The sequence below is a fragment of the Stenotrophomonas muris genome (assembly GCF_052751275.1).
Map to the genome: position 1 here is coordinate 20,502 of NZ_CP199879.1, position 26,777 is coordinate 47,278.

Here is a 26,777-nt window from a genome sequence, read left to right on the forward strand (position 1 = left end):
CTGCGGACTCCTTGCGAAAACAGGACGTGGGGAGTGGAAGGGGCCGGGCGCCGCGCGCCCGGAATGTCAGGCCTAGAAGTCGTACTGCAGGCGGCCGGTGATCGCGCGGGTGCGGTCCACCGTGACCCCGGCCAGGCGGTCGCGGTTGCGGCTTTCGATCACGTTGAGCATGAAGCGCAGGTTGTCGCGCAGGTACCAGTTGCCGCCCAGCGTCCAGGCTTCGGTGCTGCCGCGGCGCAGGTCCGGCGCGCCATCAAGGTGCTGCGCGCCCCACATCTGGTCGTAGCGCAGCGCCACTTCGAATGCACCGGCCTTGTGGCGGATGTCCTTCACCCGCGCGAAGCGTCCGGTCTTGCGGTCATAGGCGCGGCTTTCGCCGGTGACGAACCAGCTGAGCATGCCGTAGGCGGCCATCACGTCGCCGCGCTGGGCGCCGTCATCGAAGGTGGCGCCACTGAACTCGCCCTGCCACGACAGCGGGCCGCGCACCTGCGCGTATTCCAGCGACCACTTGTTGACGTCGGTATCGCGGCCGGCGGAGAAGTCGACCAGGGTCAGGCGGCTCTCGTCGGACAGGTGGCCGGCCGGGCGCGGACGGATGCGCAGGCCGGGCACGCCATTGGCGCCGGGGTTGTCGTACGCCTCGCGGGCCAGCGACAGGCCCAGGTGCAGCACGTCGCCGTCGCTGGGCGAGGGCGCCCAGGTGATGCGACCACCCGCCGCGCGACCCTTCACCTGCCAGGCGTCGATGCTCTCCAGGCTGTAGAGGCTGGCCGCCCAGGTGAAGTCGCCCGGGTTGGCCTGCCAGGACGCACCCAGGCGGTACAGCGGCGCCAGCGTGGTGCCGGCGTTGCCGCGCTCCAGGAAGCTGCCGTAGTTGGAGCTGGTACGGTCATCCAGCGAGAAATACTGCTTGAACTGGCCCACGGTCAGCTTGCCCGCCTTGCCGAAGCTGCGGGCCAGGTAGACATCCTTGGCCTCGACGCGGTCGCCGGAGAAGTCGGCTTCCAGCTTGTAGTCGACCACGAAGAACTTGCCGGACACATCGACCCATGCACGGCGGATCTCGGTGTCATCCTTGTTCGGCGTTCCGCGGTTGTCGTTGTCGAAGGTGGCGAAGTCCAGGTGCAGGCGGCCCCCCAGGGTGGCGGTGACCGGACGGTCGTCTTCGGCGGCGAAGGCCGGCACCGACAGGACAGCCAGCGCCATCATGGCGGCAGGACGCCGCCAGGCAAACGTGAATTCCACAAACCCTCCCAGGTGCGCGCCAGGCGCGCGGCAATCGTGGGCACCGGACGGTGCGCGGCCGCAGTCTGGGTCGGGCAAGCTGTCATCGTCCTGTCAACGGATTGTGCGGTGCAGCGAAAAGCACAGGCGGCTGGGCTCGCCGTGCCGCGCCCGGCGAGCCCAGCGGCGGCATGCGGTAGCATTCGGTTCCCCTCCCACCCGAGTGCCCATGCGCCTGCTGCTGGTCGAAGACAATCCGGATCTGGCCGATGCGATCATCCGCCGGATGCGCCGCAGCGGGCACGCCGTGGACTGGCAGGCCGATGGCCTGGCCGCTGCCAGCGTGCTGCGCTACCAGAGCTTCGACCTGGTGGTGCTGGACATCGGCCTGCCCAAGCTCGATGGCCTGCGCGTGCTGGCCGGCATGCGCGAGCGCGGTGACAGCACGCCGGTGCTGATGCTGACCGCGCGTGACGGCATCGAAGATCGCGTGCAGGCGCTGGATGTGGGGGCCGACGACTACCTGGGCAAGCCGTTTGATTTCCGCGAGTTCGAAGCGCGCTGCCGCGTGCTGCTGCGGCGTGCGCGCGGCCAGGCCAGCGAAGTGGTGCAGATTGGCGGCTTCCAGTTCGACAACGCGGCGCACCGGGTCAGCCTCGACGGGGAGCCGATCGAACTGCCCAACCGCGAGTACCGCCTGCTGGAGATCCTGGTCGGCCGTCTTGGCCAGGTGGTCGGCAAGGACGAGATCGGCAACGGCCTGTTTGGTTTCGATGACGAAGCGGGCCCGAATGCCATCGAGTTGTACGTTGGTCGCCTGAGAAAGAAGCTGGCGGGCGCGCCGCTGCGCATCACCACGGTGCGTGGCGTCGGTTACCTGCTGGAAGCCAGCGATACCCATGCCGACGCCGATGGCTGACACGCGTGCTGCGACTGCGGCGCCGGGTTCGCTGCGGCGCACGCTGCTGCTCTACCTCGGCGTGCTGCTGGCGGTGTTCGCGGTGGCCCTGCTGTTCGCCGCACGCGATTACGGCCAGCGCGCCGCCAACCGATCCTACGATCACCTGCTGGTGTCCTCGGCGCTGTCCATCGCCGATTCGGTGGCCCTGGTCGACGGCCAGTGGCAGGTCGATCTGCCCTATGCGGCGCTGGACCTGCTGGCGATGGCGCCGGAGGACCGCGTGTTCTACCGGGTGGCCGACAGCCGCGGCACGCTGATCACCGGCTACGGTGATCTGCCGACACCGCCGCGCAGGCCCGGTACCCAGCCGCAGCTGTTCGACGCCCCCTACAGCGGCGAAACCGTGCGCTTCGTGGTGGTCGGCCGCAGTTTCGCCGCGGCCTCGGCACAGGGCGAGGTGCAGGTGCAGGTGGGCCAGACCCGGCGCGCGCGCGAAGCCGTTGCGCAGGACATGGTCAATCGTGCATTGCTGGCGATCGGTGTGTTGTCCGGGCTGCTGCTGGCGCTGGTGGCGTTCGGCGTGCATCGTGCGTTCCGGCCGCTGGTGCGGGTGGAGCGCGAGCTGTCGCGCCGCGAGCCGTCCGACCTGAAGCCGCTCGATGCCCGCGTGCCACGCGAGATGGACCAGATGGTGGCCGCGTTGAACCGCTTCATGGAACGCCTGTCCAGCAGCAACGAGACACTGCGCGCGTTCATGGCCGAGGCCGCACACCAGATGCGCACGCCACTGGCGGCATTGCGAGCTCAGGCGCAGTTGGCGCTGGATGATGACGATCCGGAGGACATGCGACGCAGCCTGCAGGCGATCGAGCGCAACGCCACGCATATGAGCCGGCTGCTCAACCAGCTGCTCAGCGATGCCAGCGTGATCCATCGTTCGCACCTGCAGCGCTTTGCGGCGGTGGATCTGGCCGAGACCGTGCACCAGGCGTTGCATGAAGCACTGCCGCAGGCAAGCCCGGCACCGCGCGTGCAACTGGCGATGACTGCCGAGCCGGTGCAGGTGCATGGCGACGCGCTGCTGCTGCGCGAGGCAATCAAGAACCTGGTCGACAACGCGTTGAAGTACGGCGGCGACGGCCCGTTGCAGATCGCGCTGACCGTGGAAAGCGGGCAGGCCGTGCTGACCATCGCCGACCATGGCGCCGGCATCGCGGCTGCCGATGCCGAACGCGTATTCGAGCGCTTCGCGCGTGGCGAAGGCGCGCCATCCGGCGGTGCCGGGCTGGGCCTGGCCATCGTCAAGCGGGTGGTCGACAGCCACGGCGGCCGCATCGACCTCAGCAACCGCCCGCAGGGCGGGCTGATCGCTACCATCCGCCTGCCACGGAGCAGTCCATGATCCGCCTGTTTGCCACGGCCGTTGCCCTGCTGCTGGCCCTGCCGGTGCTGGCCGCGCCCGGCGATGTGCGTCGTTTTCCCGCACAGGGGGCGGCCACCGCGCAGCTGCGCATTCACGGCACTACCGACATCGAAGTGTTCGCGGTGGTGATTGCCGATTACCAGCGGCTGCACCCGGGCACCGAGGTGGTGTACGAGGACATCATCACCCAGGACCTGTACGCGCGTTACCTGCACGACCGCGGTGGACCGGCATCGCCGGACCTGCTGATCTCCAGCGGCATGGACCTGCAGACCAAGCTGGTCAACGATGGCCACGCGCTGCCACATCGCTCGGCGCTGACCGCTGCGCTGCCAGCCTGGGCGCAGTGGCGCAACGAGGCCTTCGGCATCAGCTACGAGCCGGTGGTGATGGTCTACAACACCCGCGCAATGCCTTCGGCAAAGGTGCCGCACACGCGCCGCCAGCTGCTGGACCGGCTGCGTGCCGAAGGTGCACCGCTGCGCGGCAGGGTCGGCACCTATGACATCGAGCGCAGCAGTGTCGGCTACCTGCTGGCAACCCAGGATGCGCAGCGCGGCAGCATCGCCGGCGCGCTGCTGGGGGCGCTCGGCGACAACGACGTGGTGCGCGAAGAGCGCACCGGCGTGCTGTTGGACAAGGTGGCCAGCGGCGAGCTGTCGCTGGTCTACAACGTGCTTGGTTCCTATGCGCAGGCACGTGTCGATGCCGGCGCGCCACTGGCCATCGTCGAGCCTGAGGACTACACGCTGGTGGTGCTGCGCACCGCGGTGATTCCGCGTACCGGCCCACACCCGGAAGAAGCGCGGCGCTTCCTCGACTACCTGCTGTCGCCCCGTGGCCAGCAGGTGCTGTCGCGCGAGGCGCGGCTGATGCCGATCGTGACCGGCAACGCACGTGGCGACGATGCGCCCGGCCGCAGCCGGCGTCCGATCCAGCTCGGCCCGGGCCTGCTGGTGTACCTGGATGCGCTCAAGCGCCGCCAGTTCCTTGATGCCTGGCGCAGCAGCGTCGAGCCGGCGGGGCGCTGAGGCTCCGGCCTGCCCGTACAATGGCGGCATGAGCGAATACACCATCCTGATCGCCGACGACCACCCGCTGCTGCGTTCGGCGGTGGTGCAGTCCTTGCGGCAGAGCCTGCCGCTGGCGCAGGTGCGCGAGGTGGCCAGTGCCGATGCGCTGGCCGAGGCGCTCGACGCACAGCCGGACGTGGACCTGGTGCTGCTCGACCTGACCATGCCCGGCGCGCACGGTTTTTCCGCGCTGCTGCACGTGCGCGGCTCGCATCCGGACATCCCGGTGGTGATCCTTTCCTCCAACGACCATCCGCGGGTGATCCGCCGTGCCCAGCAGTTCGGCGCCGCCGGTTTCATCCCGAAGTCCGCCCCGGCCGAGACCATCGGCGAGGCCGTGCAGGCAGTACTCGATGGCGGCCTGTGGTTCCCGGCGATGGCCGCCGAGCGTTCCGAGGCCGATGCACTACTGGCCAGCCGCCTGGCCCAGCTGACCCCGCAGCAGTTCCGCGTGCTGCTCTGCCTGGCCGATGGCCTGCTCAACAAGCAGATCGCCTACACCCTGGGGCTGGCCGAGAACACGGTGAAGGTGCACGTCACCGCCATCCTGAAGAAGCTCGAGTGCCACAGCCGCACACAGGCGGCGGTGCTGGTGAAGGCGCTGGAGCCCGAGGGCGACGCCGGCATCGGGCTGTAGTTTCCAGCAAACGGCGCAGCCCCTCGTGGGTGGACACGTAGAGCAGTTCATGGGTGAGGCCGGGCAGGTGGACTGCACAGGGGCCGCTGCAAGTACATCCATGTAAGCTCGGTCGCCGCATCCATGCGGCTCACGCCCCTGCGCAGCCCACCTGCCCGGCCACGGACAGGTTCCGTGCGCATCCACCCACGGAAGAGAAAAGAAGATCAAAAGCAAAGGCAGCCTGACAGGCCGCTTTTGTAGAGCCGAGCCCACGCTCGGCTGCTTTCTGGCCGGTCCGTGAAGCCGAGCATGGGCTCGGCTCTACACGAGCAAGCGCAGCGCGCGACCCGCTTTTGATCTTATTTTCTTCTCCGTGGGTGCAGGCCACCGAAACCGGCCCACCCGCGGCTTCTGCTTTCCGCGACCACCCAGACACCACCCACGAGGGGCTGCGCCGTTGGCTGGAAACTACCCACGATGGCGGATCAGCAACTGACTCATCAGTGCCCGCAGCGCCGGCGGCTTCACCGGCTTGGCCATCATCCCCCAGCCGCGTTCGGCGGCCATCTCACGCAATCCCGCATCGCGCTCGGCAGTAACCAGCACTACCGGCGGGCGGGCCTGCCACAATTCGGCCAATGTCTCGTACAGCACCGGCCCATGGTGATCGCCCATGCGCACATCCAGCAGCACCAGCTCCGGTACTGCGCCTGTTGCTGCCAGCTGCAGCGCCGCCTGTGGGCCATCGGCCAGCGCCACCTCGCAGCCCCAGCGCTCCAGCAGCGCGCGGCTGGCCGCGCACACGTGCGGATCGTCGTCGATCACCCACACCCGGCGACCGCGAAGCGGGTTGTCCGCCGCCGGTTCCTGCACCAGCACCGGCACAGGAGCAGTAGCGGGAATCGCGCTGGCTTCGCCGAACGGCACGCCCACCGCGAACACGCTGCCCTGGCCCAGCTGCGAGCGCAGCCGGATCGGATGCCCAAGCAGGCGGCCGATGCGATCGACGATGGCCAGGCCAAGGCCGGCGCCGCGCTGCTGGCCGTCGTGCAGGCGGCGGAACTCCTCGAAGATCTCGCCCTGCAATGCGTCGGGAATGCCGGGGCCCTGGTCGTGCACCTCGATCCACAGCATGCCTTCACGGCGACGGCAGCCGAGCAGCACGCGGCCGCGTTCGCTGTAGCGCAGCGCGTTGGACAGGAAGTTCTGCAGGATTCGGCGCAGCAGGGCTTCATCGCTGACCACCACCGCATCGGTATCGACCCAGTCGACCACCAGGCCACGCGACTGTGCGGCGATGCCGAATTCGCGCGCCAGCGTCTGCAGCAAAGGCCCGAGCCGGAACGCCTGCACTCGGGTCGGCAGGCTGCCGGATTCCAGGCGCGCGATATCCAGCAGACTATTGAGGATCGCATCCTGCGCGGCCAGCGCAGCATCGATGTGGTCCGCAGTCTGCTGCTGCGCCGGGTCGCCCAGCTTGCCGCGCAGCACCGAGACGAACATGCGCGCCGCGTTGAGCGGCTGCAGCAGGTCGTGCACGGCCGAGGCGACGAATCGCGTCTTGTAGCGGTTGGCCTGCTCGGCTTCGCGGCGTGCTTCTTCCAGGTCATGGGTGCGCTCGGCGATGCGGTGTTCCAGCGCATCGGCCAGCGAGCGCAGTTCGCGCGCGGCGTTCTTGTAGCTGGTGATGTCGGCATAGCTGGTGACGAAGCCGCCGTCGGGCAGCGGGTTGCCGCGGATTTCCAGCACGGTGCCATCGTCTTTTTCGCTTTCGCGCATGTGCGGGCGGCCGCTGCGCAGGTGGTTCAGGCGGCGCTCGATGGCTTCATCGACCGGGCCCGGACCAAGCAGGCCACGGCGTGCGTTGAAGCGGAACAGTTCCTCGATCGGCCGGCCGACGCGAACCAGGTCCTGCGGGAAGCGGAACAGTTCCAGATAGCGCGAATTCCACGCGACCAGGCGCAGTTCGCGGTCGATCACCACCACGCCCTGCGGCAGGTGTTCGAGGCTGCGGCTGAGGCCGCTGTCGGCATCGGTGGCGGCCTGCAGCAGGCCATCCTGCGCGGTACGCAGTTCCTGTGCATGCTGCTTGAGCAGGGTTTCCAGCTCGCGGCGGCTGCGCAGGCGATGCTTGGCCAGTCGCCGGCGCTGCTGCACGAACAGCACCAGGAAGCCCAGCGCCAGCCATGCAGCGCCACCGGTGAGTGCTGCGGCGCGGCCGGCGCCGGTGGCGGCACCGGCATCGTGCAGCAGGTGCAGGTTCCAGCCTTCGGCGGGCAGCGGCAGGCTCTGCCACAGCATCGGCTGCGGCAGCGCCGGGTCCAGCAGGCGCACCATGCGGCCGCCATCGGCCAGCACGTCTTCGGTGCGTGCGCGCAGGGGCTGCAATGCGCGGTCGGCGTACTGGCGGGCGTCCAGCATCTCGCGGCGCTCATCGGCCCCCAGCGGGCGCAGCAGCCGGTAGCGCCAGCTGTCCCGGTTGGCCAGGAACACCACGTCGTGGTCGTCGCTGGCCAGCACCACGTCCGGGCTGCTCAGCCATTCCTGCTCCAGCGCGGACAACTCGACCTTGATCACCACCACGCCCAGCCGCTTGCCGTCTTCTTCGATGGCCTGCGAAAGGTAATAGCCGGGCACGCCGGTGGTCATGCCGATGCCGTAGAAGCGGCCACGGCCCTGCGCCAGCGCCTGGCGGTAGTAGGGGCGGTAGCTGTAGTTCTCGCCGACATTGGTGGTCGGCTGGTCCCAGTTGCTGGCCGCCACCGCCACACCGTCGTGGCCGACCAGGGTCAGGGTCGAGGCACGGGTGACTTCGTTGGCGCGTTGCAGCTTGAGGTTCAGCCGCTGCCGTTCGCTGGGCGAGGGCGGCACGCGCAGTGCATGCAGCAGATCCGGGTCAAGTGCCAGCACCTGCGGCAAGGTGCCGAAGCGGTCGATGCGCTGTTGCAGGCCCTGGCCATACAGCTGCAGCTGGCGTTGCACCTGGCTGCTTTCCTCGCCGAGCGCGCGCCGCCAGGCGTAATGACCGGCGGCGACCGCGCACAGCACGGTACCGCCGACCATCACCAGCAGGGTCAGCAACAGCATCCGGTGGCGGCTGAGCCAGTACATGGCGGCAGTCTACGCAGGGCCGGCGGGCGTGGCGTGCACGCCCGCCGGGGTCTGACGTGGAAGGGGTCAGAAGTGCATCTGCGCGCGCAGTTCGAAGATCTCCGGCGTGCTGTGCACGCCACGACGGCTGGCGTCGACCTTCACGTAGTTGGCCTGGAACTTGAAGTGGCTGGTCAGGTACCAGTTCGCGCCCAGCGTCAGGTCGTGCTGGCGGCCGCCGAGGATGCTGCCATCGTCCAGGTCGAGACGGCTGTATCGGGCCAGCAGTTCGACCGCGCCGTAATTGTGCGCCGGCTTGATGTTGGCCACCGCGCCGGCGTTGTACGGGCGCGATTCGCCGGTCAGCACCCAGCTGGCCATCGCGTACTGGCCACTGCCGGTGTAGTCGGGCTTGCCGTCATGACGGGTGACCGTAGCGCGCAGCGCTTCGGCCTGCAGCGAGAACGGGCCCCGGATCCAGATGCCTTCCACGCCGGTGCGGCGGATCTGGTCGGCGGTGACCAGCGCACCGGAATCGACGTAGCGGATGTCGGTCAGGCCGGCTTCCGGGCGCGCGCGCAGGCGGGCGCTGGCCTCGTGATGCACGTCGCGGCCATCGCTGTAGCCACGCGGGTTTTCCTGCGAGTAGGCCAGGCCCAGGTGGATCACATCGCCCGGTGCCTTCACCGGCGTCCACACCGCACGCACCGCCTGGGTGGTGCCGGGGTTGTCGCCCTGCAGGTCCTTGCCGCCATAGGCCCCGGCCTGCAGCAGGTACTGCGGGCGCTCCAGCACCCACTCCACGCCGGTGCGGCGGCCTTCGTAGAAGGCCTGCACCGGCAGCGAGGTTTCCAGGAAGCTGCCGGCACGCGAAGAGGTGTTCGCATCCAGGCCGACCGGGGTCTTCATGTAGCCGAAGCGGAAGCGGCCGACGTCACGGCCGAAGAAGGCCTTGCTCTCGAAGCGCACGAACACGTCCAGCCAGGTATCGGCCTGGAAGTCGTAGTAGACCATCGCATCGTAGACGCCCTTCTTTTTCAGCGTCGCGCCGAATTCCTTGCGGCGCACGGCATCGTCGTCCTCGAGGCCACTGGCCGAGGAGAAGTCGTTGTAGTCGTAGGCGATGTTGGCGGTGGCCGCCAGCTCGGTGCCATCACCGAAGGTGTACTTGGTCGGCCAGTTGTCGAAATCGGCGGCCGAGGCGAAGGCGGGAAGGGCGGCCAGCGACAGGGCCAGCAAGGTGGGATTCGGGCGCATGTTGGGTGCGGCTCTCTCAGATTGCGTGTGGACAGGACATCAACGGCCGCAAGGGCCGGAACTTTCGCAAAGACTCACCCAGCCGTTCAGCCCGGGCCACCAGCCTCCCCAGGATCGGGCGGTGCGGCGCCAGTGTAGGCACCTGTGCCACCTGAACCGGGAGGCTAGTACCAATAGGTTATCTGCGCTGGCGTGCCTGGCGCGTACAAAGGCGTCCATTGGTCGCACCTCCTGTGCGTGCTGCACAGGGCCTGCGATCAGTTTCCACGGTAACGGTTCCCGTGCAGCTCCGGGGCCGTACGTGCCTGAAAACGCCCCTTCCGGAGTCCGCCATGCACATCCCGACCGCAGCACCGGTGCCTGCAAAGCCGTTGCCGATCTATCGCCAGCTGTACTTCCAGGTGATCGTGGCGATCGTCCTGGGCGCCATCCTCGGCCATTACGAGCCGTTGATCGGCGAGAAGATGAAGCCGCTCGGTGATGCCTTCATCAACCTGGTGAAGATGATCATCGCGCCGGTGATCTTCCTCACCATCGTCACCGGCATCGCCAGCATGACCCACCTGCGTACGGTGGGCCGGGTCTTTGCCAAGGCGATGGCGTACTTCCTGTTCTTCTCCACGCTGGCGCTGATCGTCGGCATGATCGTGGCGCACGTGGTGCAGCCCGGCGCCGGCATGAACATCAACCCGGCCGAGCTGGACCAGACCGCGGTGCACAGCTACGTCGAGAAGTCGCACGACCTGACCCTGGTCGGCTTCCTGATGGACATCATCCCGAAGACGCTGCTCAGCGCGTTCGTCGACGGCAACATCCTGCAGGTGCTGTTCGTGGCCGTGCTGTTCGGCATCGCGCTGGCGATGGTGGGCGAGAAGGGCAAGCCGGTGCTGAACTTCCTGGAGGCGCTGGTCGCTCCGGTGTTCAAGCTGGTGCACATCCTGATGAAGGCCGCCCCGATCGGCGCCTTCGGTGCGATCGCCTTCACCATCGGCAAGTACGGCGTCGGCTCGCTGATCAACCTGGCCTGGCTGGTGGGCTCGTTCTACCTCACCGCCTTCCTGTTCGTGGCGGTGATCCTCGGCGTGGTCTGCCGCCTGTGCGGCTTCTCGGTGTTCAAGCTGGCGCGCTACCTGAAGGCCGAACTGCTGCTGGTGCTCGGCACCTCGTCGTCGGAGTCGGCGCTGCCGTCGCTGATGGAGAAGATGGAACGCGCCGGCTGCAGCAAGTCGGTGGTGGGCCTGGTGGTCCCGACCGGCTACTCGTTCAACCTGGACGGCACCAACATCTACATGACCCTGGCGGCGCTGTTCATCGCCCAGGCCACCAACACCGAACTGACCCTGGGCCACCAGATCGCCCTGCTGCTGGTCGCCATGCTCAGCTCCAAGGGCGCGGCCGGCGTCACCGGCGCGGGCTTCATCACCCTGGCCGCCACCCTGGCCGTCGTGCCGGAAGTGCCGGTGGCCGGCATGGCGCTGATCCTGGGCGTGGACCGCTTCATGAGCGAATGCCGCTCGCTGACCAACTTCATCGGCAATGCCGTGGCCACCGTGGTGGTCTCGCGCTGGGAAGGCGCGCTGGACCGCAACCGCCTGAAGCTGGCGCTGGATGGCCGCGAAAGCGAACTGCCGCCGCCGGTCGATGCGCTGCCCGAGGCACTGCCGGCCAAGGGCTGATCCAGGTGTGTGGTACCGCGGGGCCGGTCACGACAGTGGTACGGCCCCGCGGCGTTTCAGGGCGTCCCATGGCTGTCATGGGCAACGCCGAAGCTGACATCCCGGTACCGTCGCATACGGCACGGAATTGTGCGGTCGCAGCATGCTTGCGACAGGATAGCGACAGGTCCAGACGCTCCAACGGGGGTATCATCCCCTGTCCCTTCTGCCCATTCATGTAACCCACATCGATGTCCAACGAAGATTTCAAACAGGCCGCCCTCGATTACCACCGGATGTCCCCGCCGGGAAAGATCAAGGTTTCCGCTACCAAGCCCATGCTGACCCAGCGCGACCTGTCGCTGGCGTATTCGCCGGGCGTGGCGTACGCCTGTGAAGCGATCAAGGCCGACCCGCAGCAGGCCAGCGAGCTGACTGCCCGCGGCAACCTGGTGGCGGTGATCTCCAACGGCACCGCGGTGCTGGGCCTGGGCAACATCGGCGCGCTGGCCGGCAAGCCGGTGATGGAAGGCAAGGGCGTGCTGTTCCAGAAGTTCGCCGGCATCGATGTGTTCGACATCGAAGTCGACGAGACCGACCCGGACAAGCTGGTCGACATCATCGCCTCGCTGGAACCGACCTTCGGCGGCATCAACCTGGAAGACATCAAGGCGCCGGAATGCTTCGTGGTCGAGCGCAAGCTGCGCGAGCGCATGAAGATCCCGGTGTTCCATGACGACCAGCACGGCACGGCGATCATCGTCGGCGCGGCGGTGCTCAACGCCATGGCGATCACCGGCAAGAAGATCGAGGACGTGAAGCTGGCGACCACGGGCATGGGCGCGGCCGGCATTTCCTGCGTGAACATGCTGGTGCAGCTGGGCCTGAAGCCGGAAAACATCCTGGCCTTCGACCGCGAGGGCGTGATCCACACCGGTCGTACCGACCTGGATCCGGAAAAGCAGCGCTATGCGCGCGACACCGACAAGCGCACCCTGGCCGAGATCGTCGACGGCGCGGACATCTTCCTGGGCCTGTCGGCGCCGGGCATCCTGACCGCCGACATGGTCAAGACCATGGCGCCGGATCCGGTGATCTTCGCACTGGCCAACCCGACCCCGGAAATCATGCCGGAACTGGCGCGCGCCGCCCGTCCGGACGCGATCATCGGCACCGGCCGTTCGGACTACCCGAACCAGGTCAACAATGTGCTGTGCTTCCCGTACCTGTTCCGTGGTGCGCTGGACGTGGGCGCCACCGCGATCAACGAGGAAATGAAGATCGCCTGCGTGCGTGCCATCGCTGCACTGGCCCGCCGCGCCGCCACCGACATGGGCTCGGCCTATGGCGGTGACACCCCGAGCTTCGGCCGTGAATACCTGATCCCGCGTCCGTTCGACCGTCGCCTGCTGGTGGAGCTGTCGGCCGCCGTGGCCCAGGCCGCAATGGATTCGGGCGTGGCCTCGCGCCCGATCGACGACATGGGCGCCTACCGCGACAAGCTGGCCCAGTTCGTCTACCGCACCAGCCTGATGATGAAGCCGGTCTACGACCGCGCGCGCAGCGACAAGCAGCGCGTGGTGTACGCCGAAGGCGAAGAGGAAGTGGTGCTGCAGGCGGTGCAGAACGTGGTCGATGACGGACTGGCGCACCCGATCCTGATCGGCCGCCCGGAAGTGATCGAGTCGCGCATCGAACGCCTCGGCCTGCGCCTGAAGATCGGCGAGAACGTTGAAGTCACCAACATCAACGATGACCCGCGCTTCAACGAATACTGGCAGTACTACCATGGCCTGACCGGCCGTCGTGGCGTGACCGTGGCCGCGGCGAAGAACCTGATGCGTTCGCGCCCGACCCTGATCGCAGCAGTGATGGTGGCGCGCGGCGAAGCCGATGCGATGCTGACCGGCATCGTCGGCCGCTTCCACAAGAAGCTGGGCTACGTGCGCAGCGTGCTGCCGCTGGAGCCGAAGGTCACCTCGACCTCGGCGATGACCGGCGTGATCAACCAGCAGGGCGTGTTCTTCTTCGTCGATACCCACGTGCAGGAAGACCCGACCGCCGAGCAGCTGTGCGAAGCGACCCTGCAGGCGGCCTACCGCATGAAGTTGTTCGGCATCGAGCCGAAGGTCGCGCTGCTGTCGCACTCCAACTTCGGCAGCCACGATTCGAAGGACGCGCTGAAGATGCGCCAGGTGCGCGAGCTGCTGCTCAAGCGCAACCCGCGCCTGAACGTGGACGGCGAAATGCAAGGCGACACCGCATGGGATGAAGCGCTGCGCCAGAAGCTGCTGCCGGGCTCGACCCTGCAGGGCCGCGCCAACCTGTTCGTGCTGCCGAACCTGGAAGCGGCCAACATCGCCTACAACCTGGTGCGCGTGTTCACCGATGGCGTGGCGATCGGCCCGATCCTGATGGGCGTGAACAAGCCGGTGCATATCCTGACCACCAGCGCCACTTCGCGCCGGATCCTGAACATGACCGCGATCGCGGCGGTCGATGCGCAGATCCGCAAGCAGCTGGAAGCGGAAAAGAAGGCATAAGCCTTCTTTCCCACTTCCGCTGCCCACGCATTCTTCCTCTACCCCCGCCTTCGGCGCGCCCCTTCAACAAGAAGGGGCTCCTGGTCGGGAGAATGATGGCGCTGGCGCGGCTGGACGTCGGCGCAAGTGAAAACACCGGGCATTGCCCGGTGTTTTCATTTGCCGCAACGGCCGCAGAACCTGCCACACGCGCTACGCCGCCCGGTCATTTCCCTGCAACGCCGTTGCGGCCCAATACGCCCACGCGGCCCGGCCGTGGGAAGGTACCGGACCGGCCTTCCCACCCTGGGCCCGACCAACTTTCACGGGCGAGGGTGTCATGCGTAATCGAGTCACGCGGCGATATTTCCAGCAGCTGTTCGCGCTGTACGCCGGTTTCGTGCAGTCGCGCTGAGGCGTAGAAAGCAGCGAGGTAGAGTCGACCGTTGGTCGACTATCGCGCGAAGCGCGGGGTTTTCGGGGGCTGTACGAAAGTCAGTCGACTAACAGTCGACTCTACCCAGTCGCCCCAATTCCCAGTTGACCAGCCAGTCAGCGCCGCTTGCCGCGGCGTGCAGGGGCCGGCGGCGGTGCATCCGACCGCGGCTTGGCGTACTGGGCCCACAGTGCGGGCAGTGCCTTGCCGGTGTGCTTCTGCCACAGCGCCGGTGCATAGCGGCCATCGCGCAGGGCCGTGTCCAGTGCCAGCACCAGGCCCGGGTGTTCGGCGTCGGCCCATTTCAGGAACGCACCGGTGACCCGGTAGCCGCTGTCGAAGTTCTGACCCTTCTCGACCTTGCCCGGCAGCGACCAGCCCGCGGCGGCATTGTCCATGCCGTAGCGGTCGCGTGCGTAGTCGGCGATGCCCTCCACCAGCCAACCCGGCACCCGTGCGTCGCCATGGCCCGGATAGCCCTGCACGATGTGCATGGCCTCATGGGTGACCAGGTCGATGTCGTTGGGGTGCTGCGCCAGCCAACCCGGATTGATGGTGATCGTTGCCGCCTGGTCCTTGTCACCGACGAAGGCGATCCCGGTGTAGGCCGGATCGATCACGATGCGCACCATCGATGGCGCGGCCGGGTGGAAGTCCGCACGTTCGCGCAGGTAGGCGAAGTAGAACGTATCGATCACCCGCTTGCGCTGCGGCGCGGCCAGGGCGCCACGGGCGTCCTGGTAGTTCAGCGTCACGCCGTCGCGGGTCAGCTGCGCATCAAAGGCCTGGGTCTGGCCGAAGCTGGAGAAGGAAAGGGCAACAAGGGCCAGAGGCAACAGACGGTAGCGCATAGGGCTCATTGTACGGCGCTGGGCGCCAACAGTTCGATCTCCGCCAGCGGCAGCCGGCCCGGCGCGGCCAGGCGCAGCCGGTACTCGCTGTAACGACCGGGTCTGGCGATGCGGAACGGACGGGTCTGGCGGGCAGACTCGAAGGCTTCGCCGCTGCGCTGGTCGAGCACGGTCCAGTGGCCGTTGCCATTGCGCGCTTCCAGCGTCCATTCGCCGCCCTGGATGCGGCCGTCACCGCTGGTCAGCGTATACATCGTCGGCGTGCCATTGCTCAGGCCGGTCAGTGCGATGGTCGCGCCGCCACCCAGGCCGACGGTGGTGGCCGCATCGTCATCGACCAGCGCCGGCAGGGCGCGGCCATCGGCCAGTGTTGCCTTCGCGCCGCTGCCGAGCAGGTCGTGCAGCAGCTGCGGGCGCTGGCCACGGGCGGTCAGCGAGCGCGGCACGTCATCCACGCCGCTGCCCCAGCGCGACGGCTGCGGGCCCATCACGAAGTCCAGCGTCGCGCCCCTGGCGATCAGCTCGTGCGGCACCCAGGTCTTCGTCCAGGGCGTGCCGTTGATCTTCAGCGACTGCACGTAGACGTTCTCTCGCGAATTGTTGGCCGCGTTCACGGTCAGCACCGCGCCGCCCTGCAGTTCCACCCGCGCGTGGCGGAAGGCCGGCGAACCGATCACATACTCCGGGGCGCCCATGCGCAGCGGGTACAGGCCCAGCGAGGCCAGCACGTACCACGCCGAGGTCTCGCCATTGTCCTCGTCGCCCGGATAGCCCTGGCCGATCTCGCTGCCGACGTACAGCCGCGACAGGATCTCGCGCACGTGCTGCTGGGTCTTCCACGGCTGCCCGGCGTACAGGTACATCCACGGGATGTGGTGCGCCGGCTGGTTGCTGTGCGCGTACATGCCCATGCGCACATCGCGCGCCTCGGTCATCTCGTGGATGGTGCCGCCGTAGGAACCGGCCAGTGCCGGGTCTGCGGTTTCCGGCGTGGCGAAGAAGGCATCCAGTTTCGCCGCCAGCTTGTCGCGGCCACCGTACAGCGCGGCCAGGCCTTCGCCATCGTGGGCAGCGGTGAAGGCGAAGGTCCAGCCATTGGACTCGGTGTAGTCGTGGCCCCACACGCGCGGGTCGTAGTCCTTCGCGTCCACGCGCCACTGGCCATCGGCAGTGCGGCCCTGGAAGAAGCCGGCGGCCGGATCGAACATCGTCGTGTAGCTGGCGGCGCGATAGCGGAAGTAGTCGGCCTCGGTGCTGTAGCGCTCGCGTGCGGCCGGCGTGGTCGCACGCTTGGCCAGCGCGTCGGCCATGTTGGCGATGCCGAAATCATTGAGTGCGCCTTCCATCGTCCACGACATGCCTTCATGCACGTCCGCGCTGGCGTAGCCACGGAAGGTCGAACGGTCCATGCCCTTGCGGCCGACATGGCGGTCGGGCGGGACCACGGTCGCGTTCTTCAGCGCGGCGGCGTAGGCCTCGGCCGGATCGAAACCGCCGATGCCCTTCAGCCACGCATCGGCGAAGGCCACGTCCGAGCTGGTACCGACCATCAGGTCCGCATAGCCCGGCGACGACCAGCGTGCGATCCAGCCGCCGGCGCGGTACTGCTCGATGAAGCCCTGCACTAGCTGGCCGGCATCGTCGGGCGTGAACAGTGCATAGGCCGGCCAGGTGGTGCGGAAGGTGTCCCAGAAGCCGTTGTTGACGAACACCTTGCCATCGCGCACGCCGGCGTAACTGCGGGTCGCGCTGCCTTCGGTGTTGTCATCGCTGGCGCTGGCCTGGTTGGCGTAGCGCCACTCCGGTGCGGCGGCGCTGCCCACGTTCTCGTGGCCGGAATTCGGGTACAGGTACAGCCGGTACAGGCTGGAGTACAGCGTGGTCTTCTGGTCGTCGCTGGCATCGCCGATGTCGAAGCGGGCCAGGCGCGCGTCCCACGCGTCCTGTGCGCGGCCGGCCACGCTCTCCAGCGTATCGGCGGCGGCGATTTCCAGTGCGAGGTTGTGCCGCGCCTGCTCCACCGAGATCAGCGAGGTGGCGATGCGCATCGTCACCCGCCGCTCGCTGCCGGCATCGAACTTGATGTAGCCGGTCGGGCGCCCGGTGTCGAGGCGGCCGCTGCTGCGCCAGGGCTTGTCGAAGCTGGCCACCACGTACATGCGGCTGGCGCCGTTGGAGAGGCCGCTGCGCGTATCGGTGTAGCCCGACAGCGTCTGTGTGGCGGCATCCAGAGTCAGGCCACCACGTGCATCGACGTTGTCGAACAGCAGGTTGGCGTCACCGCCTTCGGGGAAGTCGAAGCGGAACAACGCGGCATGATCGGTCGGCGCGATGGCGGCAGCGATGCCGTTGTCGAAGCGCACGTCGTAGCGGTAGGGGCGCGCGCTTTCATGGCGGCGATCGAACGACAGCGCGCGCTTGCGGCGGTCGGCCTCCGGCACGCCACGGCTGGCCGAGGGCATCACCTGGAAGGTCTGGCGGTCACCCATCCACGGGCTGGGCTGGTGGCTCAGCGCAAGCGCCTGCAGCTGCGGGCGGTTCTGTGCGTCGTTCTGTTCGTTCCAGCGGTACAGCCAGTTCAGTGCGCCGGCATCGGTCACCGGGGTCCAGAAGTTGAAGCCGTGCGGCACCGCCGTGGCCGGGAAATTGTTGCCGCGCGAGAAGGTGCCATTGGCCTGGGTGCCGCGGGTGGTCAGCACCCAGTCGGAGACGCGCTGTGGCCGCTGCCGCGGCTGTGCGTCCAGGCGCACGTCATCGATCCAGCCAGAGACCGGCGCGCCCTCGGCACTGGCCACCTCCAGCTCGATCGCCACCACGCGGCGGCCCTTCAGCGTGGGTACGTCGCCCAGCCGCACTGCCTTGCGCGCCCACTGTTGCGGGTACAGCGTCTTCGATTCGCCCTGCGCGCGTGCGCCGATCGCCACCCCATGCTGGTCGCGCGCCGCACCGGCCGACACGCGGCTGCCATCGTCCAGCAGCAGGTCCAGCGAGACATAGGTCGAAGCGACGGTGTCCTTGCCGACGATCTCCGGCAGCACCAGCCACGACAGCGTGGTATCAGCCTCGATGGGCAGGTCGGCCTTGAACAGTTCGCGCCGCGCGCTGCCGCCTTCGCTGCTGTAGCGCAGTGCATGCAGGCCGCTGTAGCCGGCGTTGCGCTTGGCGGCGTAAGGCGCCGCAGGGCCGTTGCCGATCGTGACCTGAAGTGCACCCGCGGCCTGCGTCGGGGCAGGTTCGCCGGGCTCGAACGAGGTCTGCAGCCCCTGTGCCAGCACCGGCATCGCAGTGGTCGCACAGGCCAGGGCCAGGGCGAGTGGAAGCAGGGCGCGGCGCGGATCGGACAGGGTCATGCAAGGGTCTCCCGGAAGGGCTGGCGGCGGGCAGAACCCGCATCGGCGGACACCACGGACAGCATCGCTCCGCCCGCCAGGCTGGCAGTGGAAGAGGCGATGCCGGTCCGGTGGGGGCGGGCCATGCGATCGGGTTGGATTGGGTGGGTCGGGGTGCGACCTGGCCCGATCCTGCAACAGCCGTCGCGCGCTGGCAAGTGCCATTTAGTTCGATCCAAATGCGGGAAATATCGCTGGAGTCGATTCTGGCGAGCGAACCTGCCGGAACGACCGCGAAATCCCCGGCGCCGCCGCCGCCCGGCGTGCGGCGGGGAGATGCGAGGCATCGGCGGGAGCGCGCAAAGGCCCGTCGTGGCGCAATGTCGGTGCGGCCCAGATGCTAGAATCACAGGCCTCGCAACCCGTTCACCGACATCCGCCATGAGCCATACCGCCACCGCGCCCGCCAACGCCGAGAAGCGCTACACCGTGCACCGCAGCGATCTGCCGTTGAGCTGCCCGACCCCGGAAATGGCGCTGTGGAACTCGCATCCGCGCGTGTACCTGCCGATCGAAGACGAGCCCAACGGTGAAGCGCAGTGCCCGTACTGCGGTTCCGTGTTCGTGCTGGCCGACTAAACGGCGGCCCCTTCGATGCGCCGATTGACCGTGGTGCAGTTGCTGCCGGCGCTGCACTCCGGCGGTGTCGAGCGCTCGACCCTGGAAATCGCTGCTGCCCTGGTCGCGGCCGGCCACCGTGCACTGGTGGTGTCCGCCGGTGGCCGCCTGGTGCAGCCGCTGCTGGACAGCGGTGCCGAGCACCTCACCCTGGACATCGGCCGCAAGTCGCTGCTGACCCTGCGCCATCTGCCGACCCTGCGCCGCCTGTTTGCCGAGGTCGGTGCGGACATCGTGCACGCCCGTTCGCGGCTGCCGGCCTGGCTGGGCCTGTACGCGATCCGCGCCATGCCCGCCGCACAGCGCCCGCACTGGGTGACCACCGTGCACGGGTTGAATTCGCCCAGCCGCTACAGTGCGGTGATGACCAGTGGCGAACGCGTGATCTGCGTGTCCAATACCGTGCGCGCCTTCGTGCAACGCCACTACCCGACGGTGCCGGAAGAAAAACTGCAGGTCATTCCCCGCGGTGTCGATGTCGGCCAGTTCCCACGCGTAGCACGTGCCGACCGTCGCCCGCGGCTGGCCCTGGCCGCCGATTATCCCTGGCTGGCGCAGGTTGATGGCCCGCTGCTGCTGTTGCCCGGGCGCGGTACCCGGCTGAAGGGCCACGCCCACGCGCTGCAGCTGCTGGCCGACGTGCGTGCCGCCGGCGTGCCTGCGCAGCTGTGGATGCTGGGTACCGAGGAACCCGGGCGCGAGGCCTACGTGGCCGATCTGCGCCGCCAGGCTGCGGCACTGGGCGTGGCCGAGGCCGTACAGATCAGCACGCCTACCGCACGCATCGCCCTGGCCTACGCCGCCAGCGATCTGGTGCTGCAGCTGTCGGACAAGCCGGAAGCCTTTGGCCGCACCGTGGTCGAGGCGCTGTCGGTCGGCCGCCCGGTGCTGGGCTGGGACCACGGTGGCGTCGGCGAACTGCTGCAGCAGCTGCAGCCCGGCGGCGCGGTGCCGCTCGGCGACGCGCGCGCGCTGGGTGAACGTGCGCTGGCCCTGCTGGCGCAGCCGCCATCCTTGCCGACCCGTATCCCGTTTACCCTGCAGGCCATGCAGCGCGATACCCTCCGCCTCTATGCCGATCTCGCCGGCTGACCCCGCTGCCATCGTGCGCGACGACCGCGCTGGGCGCTGGGCACCCTGGTGGGTGCTGGCGTACGTGGCGATGTGGCCGTTGCCAGGCATCGCCGAAACCGTGCTCGGCCTTGGCGCGCTCTATGCTGCCGTGCGCATGGTCATGCGCCGGCTGCAGCGCCGCCCGCACCTGTTGAGCACGGCGGCGTGGGCCCTGACCTCGATCCTGTTCCTCGGCTACTGGCTGCCACAGGCGTTCTCGGCCATCGATGCGATCGATCCGGCGGCCTCGTGGACCAAGGCTGCCGCCGGACTTCGCTACCTGCCCTTCATGTGGCTGGTGGCGATCGCGGTAGCCACGCCGGAACGGCGGCGGCTGACCTTCGGTGGCCTGGCGCTGATCACCGGCGCGTGGACGCTGGACGCGTTGGTACAGGCGCTGGCCGGCACCAGCCCATGGTTCTGGTCGCTGGATCACCTGAAGCTGGCCGTAAGTGGCCACGCGCTGTGCCCGGCCGACGAAGCCGCACTGGCCGACCGCCTCAGTGGCGCGCTCGGGCCCTGCAACCTGAAATTCGGCCAGGTGCTGGCCAGCCTGTCACCCTTCCTGCTGCTGCCGATGGCGCGGCGTTTCGGCAGTGCGGGGTGGTTGCTGGCCGCCGCCGCACTGGGATGCGTGCTGCTGCTGGCCGGTTCGCGCGCCTCGTGGATCACCTTTGTGCTGGTGCTGGCCTACAGCGGCCTGCGCCAGTTCGGCTGGAAGCGGCTGCTGCTGCTGGCCCTTGTGGCAGCGCTGGGTACGGCCGCACTGACAGCGGGCGTGCCGCAGCTGCGCGAGCGTGTTGCGCGCACGGCACAGGCATGGAACGAAGACGGGCAGGGCGTTGACGAGGCGCTTTCGGGGCGCGCGCGCATCTGGACGGCGGCGGTGTGCATGATCGAGGAACATCCGGTCAACGGTGTCGGTGCGCGCGGCTTCCGCGATGCGTATCCGGCCTGCGTGTCAGACGAGGGCCCCGCCGTGTGGGGCAATCAACCGGCATTGCACGCCCACCAGATCGTGCTGGAAATCCTGGCCGAGACCGGCGTGCTGGGCCTGCTGCTGTGGCTGGCGGCGGTGGCGCAGGCCTGGCGGGCCTGGCGCTATGCACCGCCGGCGGCGCGTGACCGCGCCCGCCCGGCGATGCTGGCGCTGGCGGTTACCGTGTTCCCGCTCAATACGCACCTGGCGTTCTATTCTGCGTTCTGGGGCGGCCTGACCGTGCTGCTGGCGGCCCTGTTCGCCGGCAGTCTGCTGGCCCGCGAATCGGACGAATCTCCGCCGATGCAGTAGTCGCCAACCTTGGTGGGCTCCCCGGGACCGGCCTCGGTTCAATCCAGCGCCAACCAAGGTTGGCGACTACCGCGAGGACGCCGGCCCTTCCACCGCATCCGGCTATTTGTAGAAATCACTCCGGCCGCCGGGCTGGCGCTTGAAGCGGCGGTGGATCCACAGGTACTGGTCGGGGGCTTCGCGCACCATCTCTTCGATGGCCTGGTTGACCCGCGTGGTATCGGCTTCCACGTCCTCGCTGGGGAAATTCTCCAGCGGTGCGCCGATCTTCAGCACGTACTTCCCGCCTTCGCGGCGGTGGAAGTACGGGATCACTGCACAACCGGTCATCCTTGCCAGCTGGTGGGTGGCGGTGATGGTCGAAGCGGTGTGGCCGAAGAACGGCACGAACACGGTGTCCTTGCCACGCATGTCCTGGTCCGGCGCGTACCAGAGGAAGCCGCCCTTCTTCAGGTGGCGCACGGTCGCGCGGATGTCCTCGTTGGCGAACATCGCCTTGGCATAGCGCAGGCGGCCGAACTTCACCGCCCACTCGTACACCGGGTTCTTGTGCTTGCGGTACATGCCGGACAGGTCGACGTAGTCGCACAGCAGGCGTCCGCACATTTCCAGGGTCATGAAGTGGCCGGAGACCAGCAGCACGCCGCGGCCTTCAGCCTCCATCTGCCGCAGATGTTCCAGGCCTTCGATCCGTACCTGCGGGCGGATGCGGTCGATGCTGCCCCACCAGGCGCGGATGCACTCGAACACGCCCACGCCCAGCGCATCGAAACTGTCGCGCACCAGGCGCTGGCGCCAGGCTTCGTCCTTCTCGGGGAAGCACAGCTGCAGGTTGACTTCGGCGGCGCGGCGGCGGCTGCCGAGCAGGCGCCAGGTGATCCAGCCGACGCCCCGGCCCAGCGCGCGCTGCAGCATCCACGGCAGGCGAGCGATGGCGAAGGCGCCGAACATGGCGGCGAACATCGGCCAGTTGCGCGGATCGCGCAGCGATGGGCGGACGGCGGTGGAGGCATCTGACATGGGGCCATTCTACCAAGGCGGCCGCGTGTCTTTCCCCGGGGGCTCCCGTATCCTTGCCGCATGCGCAAAGACCCTGTCGAATGGATCCTGCGCGGCCTGTATTCGGTCGTGCTCTACATCCTGCTGCCGATCACCGTGTACCACCTGGTCTGGCGCGGTTTCCGGGTTCGTGAATACTTCCGGCGCTGGGATGAACGCTATGCCTCCTATCCGCAGCCGACCGGGCAGCCGCGGGTCTGGCTGCACGCGGTCTCGGTGGGCGAGGTCAATGCCGCCGCGCCGCTGGTCAATGCCCTGCGCCAGCAGCGCCCGGACATCCGCTGGGTGATCACCACCATCACCCCGACCGGCTCCGAGCGCGTACGCGCGCTGTGGGGCGACGCCCTGGACCATGTCTACCTGCCGTATGACGTGCCGGGCAGCGTCAACCGTTTCCTCGGCCATTTCCAGCCCAGCCTGGCGCTGATCCTGGAAACCGAGCTGTGGCCGAACATGCTGTTCGGCTGCCGTGACCGCGGCATTCCGGTGTACATCCTCAACGCCCGGTTGTCGGCGCGTTCGCTGCGCGGCTACCGGTTGCTGGCGGCACTGATCCGCCGCGCGCTGCGCACCGTCACCTGCGTGGCCGCGCAGTCGCAGGACGATGCCGAGCGCTTCGTGCAGCTGGGGGCGGATCCCGGCCAGGTGCAGGCGCTGGGCAACCTGAAATTCGACATCGCCACGCCGGATGTGCAGGGTTTCGTCGAACAGTTCCACGCGCGGGTACCGGCCGCTCGTCCGGTATGGATCGCCGCCAGTACCCATGATGGCGAGGAGCAGGCGGTGATCGACCTGCACCGGCGCCTGCGCCAGCGGCATCCGGAGCTGCTGCTGCTGTGGGCACCGCGACATCCCGAGCGTTTCCCGAAGGTGGAAGCGCTGGCGCGCGAACAGGGCTGGAGCGTGGCGACCCGCCGCGTGGACCAGTGGCCACACGCGGCCACAGACGTGTTCGTCATCGACACCCTTGGCGAGCTGATGCCGTTCTATGCCTGCGCCCAGGTCGCCTTCGTCGGCGGCAGCCTGCAGGCCATCGGTGGTCACAACCTGCTGGAGCCGGCCGCGATGGGAACGGCGGCGGTGACCGGCCCGCACCTGCACAACTTCGCGGAAATTTCCCGGCGCATGCGCGAGGCCGGAGCGCTGCTGATCGGCGAGGACGCGCAGGCGGTGGGCGATCTGCTGCAGCACCTGCTCGACGATGCCCAGGCCCGCGAAGACATGGCGCGGGCGGGATGCACGCTGGTCAGCAATGGCCGCGGCGCGCTGCAACGCACGCTTGCCCTGGTGGCGCCGCACCTGCCACCACCGCGCGAGTGATCGCGGCAGCGCGGAGTCAGCGGCGCTGACGAGCATTGTCGTGATCAACTTCATCAATTCTGCTTAGCGACGATTTTTCTGTCGTTGCTGGACCGACCCTGCCGCTGGCAGCGTGCCTGCCATCACATCGTTGCGCACATTCCACCGATTCTGATTCCGCAGGACGACGCAGGCTGCCAGCCTGCTGTCGACCGCGCTTGGGCGGATATCAAGGGAACTTGCGATGGACGGCGACAGGGGCGGGGACGGCACGGGTGGGGCCGGACTGGGGACGGACCATCTGGCGGTGGTGGCGTTGACACTGTTGGTGGGCGGTAGCGTGATCGCACTGGTGGGCCAGCACACGGCGGCACAGGCAGGCCCCGCCATCGTGCTCAGCCTGTTGCTGGCTGCACTGGGGGCCGGCCTGGTGCTGTGCTGCCTGCAGGATCTGGTGCTGCGGTTGCCGGCGGGCGAGGGCCTGCACGGGCTGCTGGCTGCCAGCTGGGGGCCGCGGGTGGCGGGCGTGTTGGGCATGGCCCTGCTGCTGGAGCTGGTGGCGACCACGGCGGGCGTGGCGCAGTCCATGGCCCTCCATCTGCACACGGTGCTGGCCGCCGAAGGCCTCCAGCCCTGCGACTGGCTGCCGGAACAGGTCACGGCGGCGGTGGGCCTGCTGATGCTGGGCGCGCTGGCATTGCTGCCGCCACGGCGTGTGGTGCTGGTGGCCTGCGCCCTGTTGACGGTGAAGATCGGTGCGGGGGTGTTGCTGCTGGCGCTGGCGGCACGTCATGTGCATTACGCGCACTGGATCCCCTGGCTGCCACCGGCGACCGCGCCGTATCGCTTCGGGCTGGGCGGGGTGCTGGCGGCTGCGGTGCCGCTGCTGGGGGTATTTGCCAGCGTCGGCTTGGCACTGGGCTTTCCTGCGTTGCGCCGCCAGGGCGCGATGTGGCAACCGGCAGTGCTGGCGCTGGTCTCGTTGCTGGCGATGCTGCTGCTGATCGTGCTGGCAGCACTGCAGGCAGGGCTGGTCGAGTTTTCCGCGCTTGCCAGTACCCGGCCACTGTCGGTGGCGCTGCAGATGCATCCGCAATTGGAGTGGATGCTGCCGTTGTTGCCGCTGGCGGGGGCTACGGGCCTGGCCGCCCTGCAGCTGGTGCTGCTGATGCTGGCCTTGCGGCTGGCAACATCGCTGTGGCCAGGGGCGGGTGATGCAGTGGGACGCTCCCGCGGTGTGATCGTGGCGGCGGTCGGACTGCCGGCGGTGATGCTGGTGCTGTGGCTGCCGTTGGGCACCCTGCCGGCGCTGCCGGGTCCGGCAACCCTGCTGGTGATGGCGGCGCTGTGCCTGGCGGTGCTGCGGCGGCGGAATGACATGAGGCAGGGCGCAACCGGTCGCGAACTGGTGCTGCCGATGCTGGCGCCCTTGGCGGCCGCGCTGTGCGTCCTTGCGGCGTTGGAACGCCTGCGGGCATGGCCGGGCTGAGGGTTCGCGGGGCCACGCAACGGGTAGCTGCGGGCGGATGCACCGCCTGCAGAAAAGCCACCCTTGCGGGTGGCTTCTTTGTTGCCGGCAGGGCGACGGATCAGTGCGTGGTCGTTGCCGGATTGCCCGCGTCCTGGGTCAGCAGGCGGTTGACGTCCTGCAGCTCGGCCACGTCCAGCGCACCCAGCGACTGGCTCAGCAGCAGGCGGTTCTGCAGGAAGGTGTAGCGGGCCTGGGCGTAGTCCAGCTGCGCCGAGAACAGGATGCGCTGGTTCTGGATCACGTCCAGCACGGTACGGGTACCGACTTCCAGGCCGACCTGCGAGGCGTCGTACGCGCTCTGTGCCGAGACCACGGCCAGGCGACGGGCCTCCACTTCGCTGATGCCCTGTACCAGGGTCTGGTAGGCATTGCGGGTGTTGCGGTCCAGGGCGCGCTTCTGCTGCTCGTAGCCGTCCTGGGCGATGTCACGCTGGGCCAGCGCCTGGCGCACGCCGGACTGGGTGGCACCACCGGAGAAGATCGGCACGCTCAGGGTCAGGCCGATGCTGTTGGTGCGGGCGTCCGGCGACAGCGAACCGGAACCAGTGCTGTCACCCCAGGTCGCGCTCTTGCCCCAGCTGCCGCCCAGCGACAGGGTCGGGTAATGGCCGCCACGGGCGGCCTGCACGCCAGCCTCGGCGGCGCTGACCTTCAGTTCCTGCGCCTTCAGCGCCGGATTCTGGGTGGTGGCCTGCTGCACCAGCTCATCGATGTTGCCACGGTTGGCCGGCACTTCCGGGCGGAAGTCGGCCGGCAGCCCACGCAGGTTGGTCACCGGCTGGCCGGTCAGTTCGGTCAGGGCCTGGTAGTTATCGGCCAGGGTGTTCTGCGCAACGATGGTGTTGGCACGCGCCTGGTCGTACTGGGCGCGTGCTTCGTGCACGTCGGTGATCGGCGCCAGGCCCACTTCCAGGCGCTTGTCGGCGAAGTCGAACTGCTTCTTCGCGGCCGCTTCATTGGTCTGTGCGGCATTCAGCGATTCGATCGCCACCAGCACGTTGAAGTAGGCCGCCGAGGTGCGCACGATCAGGCTGTCGTTGGCCGAATCGAGGGTGAAGTCCGCCGCCTTGCTCAGCTCGCGCTGCGAACGCAGGTTGTTGATCTGGGTCCAGTTGAACAGCGTCTGGCTGCCGTCGATCGTGTAGGTGCGGCGCTTGTTGGTGAACGAGCCGGAGTTGGCGTCGGCGTTCGGCTCACTGCGCGTGCGGTTCAGCTGGGCCTGGCCGTTGATCTGCGGCAGCAGGGCGGCGCGCGCCTGCACGGCGCCTTCCTTGTCATACAGCCGGGTCGATTCGGCGGCGGACAGCTGCGGATCGCCATTGCGCGCCATTTCGTAGACCTGCAGCAGGTCGGCGGCATGGGCGGACAACGGCAGCAGGGCAGTGGCCAGCGCAACAGCGAGGGATCGGCGGATCATTGCGGC

The 26,777-nt window shown here is 68.3% G+C and carries 18 protein-coding genes; 11 read left to right on the top strand and 7 right to left on the bottom strand.

Annotated elements, in window-relative coordinates:
• Positions 1–72: 72 nt before the first annotated feature.
• The gene (locus ACUVWL_RS00085; RefSeq protein WP_445979179.1) at positions 73–1,212 is read right to left on the bottom strand and encodes an OprO/OprP family phosphate-selective porin; all 1,140 of its coding nucleotides are present in this window, start codon (positions 1,210–1,212) and stop codon (positions 73–75) included.
• A gap of 244 nt (positions 1,213–1,456) precedes the next feature.
• On the opposite strand from ACUVWL_RS00085, the gene ACUVWL_RS00090 reads away from it, so the two are divergent.
• Genes ACUVWL_RS00090 through ACUVWL_RS00105 form a run of 4 tightly spaced genes read left to right on the top strand, consistent with a single transcriptional unit; the run spans position 1,457 to position 5,261 of the window.
• Entirely contained in the window at positions 1,457–2,146 is a 690-nt protein-coding gene (locus tag ACUVWL_RS00090) for a response regulator transcription factor (RefSeq protein ID WP_005419188.1), read from the top strand.
• A complete protein-coding gene (locus tag ACUVWL_RS00095) occupies positions 2,139–3,530 on the top strand; it encodes a sensor histidine kinase (protein WP_014648362.1) in 1,392 nt (463 codons plus the stop codon). The genes ACUVWL_RS00090 and ACUVWL_RS00095 overlap by 8 nt, the downstream gene beginning before the upstream one ends.
• Positions 3,527–4,582, top strand: coding sequence for an ABC transporter substrate-binding protein (locus ACUVWL_RS00100; protein WP_014648361.1), 1,056 nt, complete (start codon positions 3,527–3,529; stop codon positions 4,580–4,582). The genes ACUVWL_RS00095 and ACUVWL_RS00100 overlap by 4 nt, the downstream gene beginning before the upstream one ends.
• Before the next feature lie 28 nt (positions 4,583–4,610).
• Positions 4,611–5,261: a response regulator gene (locus tag ACUVWL_RS00105; protein WP_014648360.1), complete on the top strand. Its 651-nt coding sequence runs from the start codon at positions 4,611–4,613 to the stop codon at positions 5,259–5,261.
• 450 nt (positions 5,262–5,711) lie between these two features.
• On the opposite strand, the gene ACUVWL_RS00110 is transcribed toward ACUVWL_RS00105, so the two are convergent.
• Positions 5,712–8,354, bottom strand: coding sequence for a hybrid sensor histidine kinase/response regulator (locus ACUVWL_RS00110; protein WP_049408085.1), 2,643 nt, complete (start codon positions 8,352–8,354; stop codon positions 5,712–5,714).
• A gap of 66 nt (positions 8,355–8,420) precedes the next feature.
• The gene (locus tag ACUVWL_RS00115) at positions 8,421–9,590 is read right to left on the bottom strand and encodes a porin (RefSeq protein ID WP_197561210.1); all 1,170 of its coding nucleotides are present in this window, start codon (positions 9,588–9,590) and stop codon (positions 8,421–8,423) included.
• Between the two features lie 332 nt (positions 9,591–9,922).
• Between ACUVWL_RS00115 and ACUVWL_RS00120 the strand changes: the two genes are divergently transcribed.
• Together ACUVWL_RS00120 and ACUVWL_RS00125 are read left to right on the top strand one after the other, a co-directional pair.
• A complete protein-coding gene (locus ACUVWL_RS00120) occupies positions 9,923–11,266 on the top strand; it encodes a dicarboxylate/amino acid:cation symporter (RefSeq protein ID WP_014648357.1) in 1,344 nt (447 codons plus the stop codon).
• Positions 11,267–11,496: 230 nt separating this feature from the next.
• Complete coding sequence (locus ACUVWL_RS00125) at positions 11,497–13,788, top strand: NADP-dependent malic enzyme (RefSeq protein WP_014648356.1); 2,292 nt, start codon at positions 11,497–11,499, stop codon at positions 13,786–13,788.
• A gap of 531 nt (positions 13,789–14,319) precedes the next feature.
• Here the strand turns inward: ACUVWL_RS00125 and ACUVWL_RS00130 are convergent.
• Together ACUVWL_RS00130 and ACUVWL_RS00135 are read right to left on the bottom strand one after the other, a co-directional pair.
• Complete coding sequence (locus ACUVWL_RS00130) at positions 14,320–15,063, bottom strand: basic secretory protein-like protein (protein WP_032959489.1); 744 nt, start codon at positions 15,061–15,063, stop codon at positions 14,320–14,322.
• Positions 15,060–18,404, bottom strand: coding sequence for a GH92 family glycosyl hydrolase (locus ACUVWL_RS00135; protein ID WP_164111252.1), 3,345 nt, complete (start codon positions 18,402–18,404; stop codon positions 15,060–15,062). Before ACUVWL_RS00135 ends, ACUVWL_RS00130 begins: the two co-directional genes overlap by 4 nt.
• Before the next feature lie 420 nt (positions 18,405–18,824).
• On the opposite strand from ACUVWL_RS00135, the gene ACUVWL_RS00140 reads away from it, so the two are divergent.
• Genes ACUVWL_RS00140 through ACUVWL_RS00150 form a run of 3 tightly spaced genes read left to right on the top strand, consistent with a single transcriptional unit; the run spans position 18,825 to position 21,465 of the window.
• Positions 18,825–19,022, top strand: a complete 198-nt coding sequence (locus tag ACUVWL_RS00140) for a zinc-finger domain-containing protein (protein ID WP_005410967.1) — start codon at positions 18,825–18,827, stop codon at positions 19,020–19,022.
• A 15-nt stretch (positions 19,023–19,037) separates the two neighbouring features.
• Positions 19,038–20,153, top strand: coding sequence for a glycosyltransferase (locus ACUVWL_RS00145; protein WP_014648352.1), 1,116 nt, complete (start codon positions 19,038–19,040; stop codon positions 20,151–20,153).
• The gene (locus tag ACUVWL_RS00150; protein ID WP_197574644.1) at positions 20,134–21,465 is read left to right on the top strand and encodes an O-antigen ligase family protein; all 1,332 of its coding nucleotides are present in this window, start codon (positions 20,134–20,136) and stop codon (positions 21,463–21,465) included. Before ACUVWL_RS00145 ends, ACUVWL_RS00150 begins: the two co-directional genes overlap by 20 nt.
• 102 nt (positions 21,466–21,567) lie before the next feature.
• Here the strand turns inward: ACUVWL_RS00150 and ACUVWL_RS00155 are convergent, their stop codons facing one another.
• Positions 21,568–22,485, bottom strand: a complete 918-nt coding sequence (locus tag ACUVWL_RS00155) for an LpxL/LpxP family Kdo(2)-lipid IV(A) lauroyl/palmitoleoyl acyltransferase (protein WP_014648350.1) — start codon at positions 22,483–22,485, stop codon at positions 21,568–21,570.
• 60 nt (positions 22,486–22,545) lie between these two features.
• Between ACUVWL_RS00155 and waaA the strand changes: the two genes are divergently transcribed.
• The gene (gene waaA / locus ACUVWL_RS00160) at positions 22,546–23,844 is read left to right on the top strand and encodes a lipid IV(A) 3-deoxy-D-manno-octulosonic acid transferase (protein ID WP_014648349.1); all 1,299 of its coding nucleotides are present in this window, start codon (positions 22,546–22,548) and stop codon (positions 23,842–23,844) included.
• A gap of 223 nt (positions 23,845–24,067) precedes the next feature.
• A complete protein-coding gene (locus tag ACUVWL_RS00165; RefSeq protein ID WP_053495626.1) occupies positions 24,068–25,312 on the top strand; it encodes a hypothetical protein in 1,245 nt (414 codons plus the stop codon).
• Between the two features lie 100 nt (positions 25,313–25,412).
• Here ACUVWL_RS00165 and ACUVWL_RS00170 read toward each other — a convergent pair whose 3' ends face one another.
• Entirely contained in the window at positions 25,413–26,771 is a 1,359-nt protein-coding gene (locus ACUVWL_RS00170) for a TolC family outer membrane protein (protein ID WP_014648347.1), read from the bottom strand.
• Between the last annotated feature and the right edge of the window lie 6 nt (positions 26,772–26,777).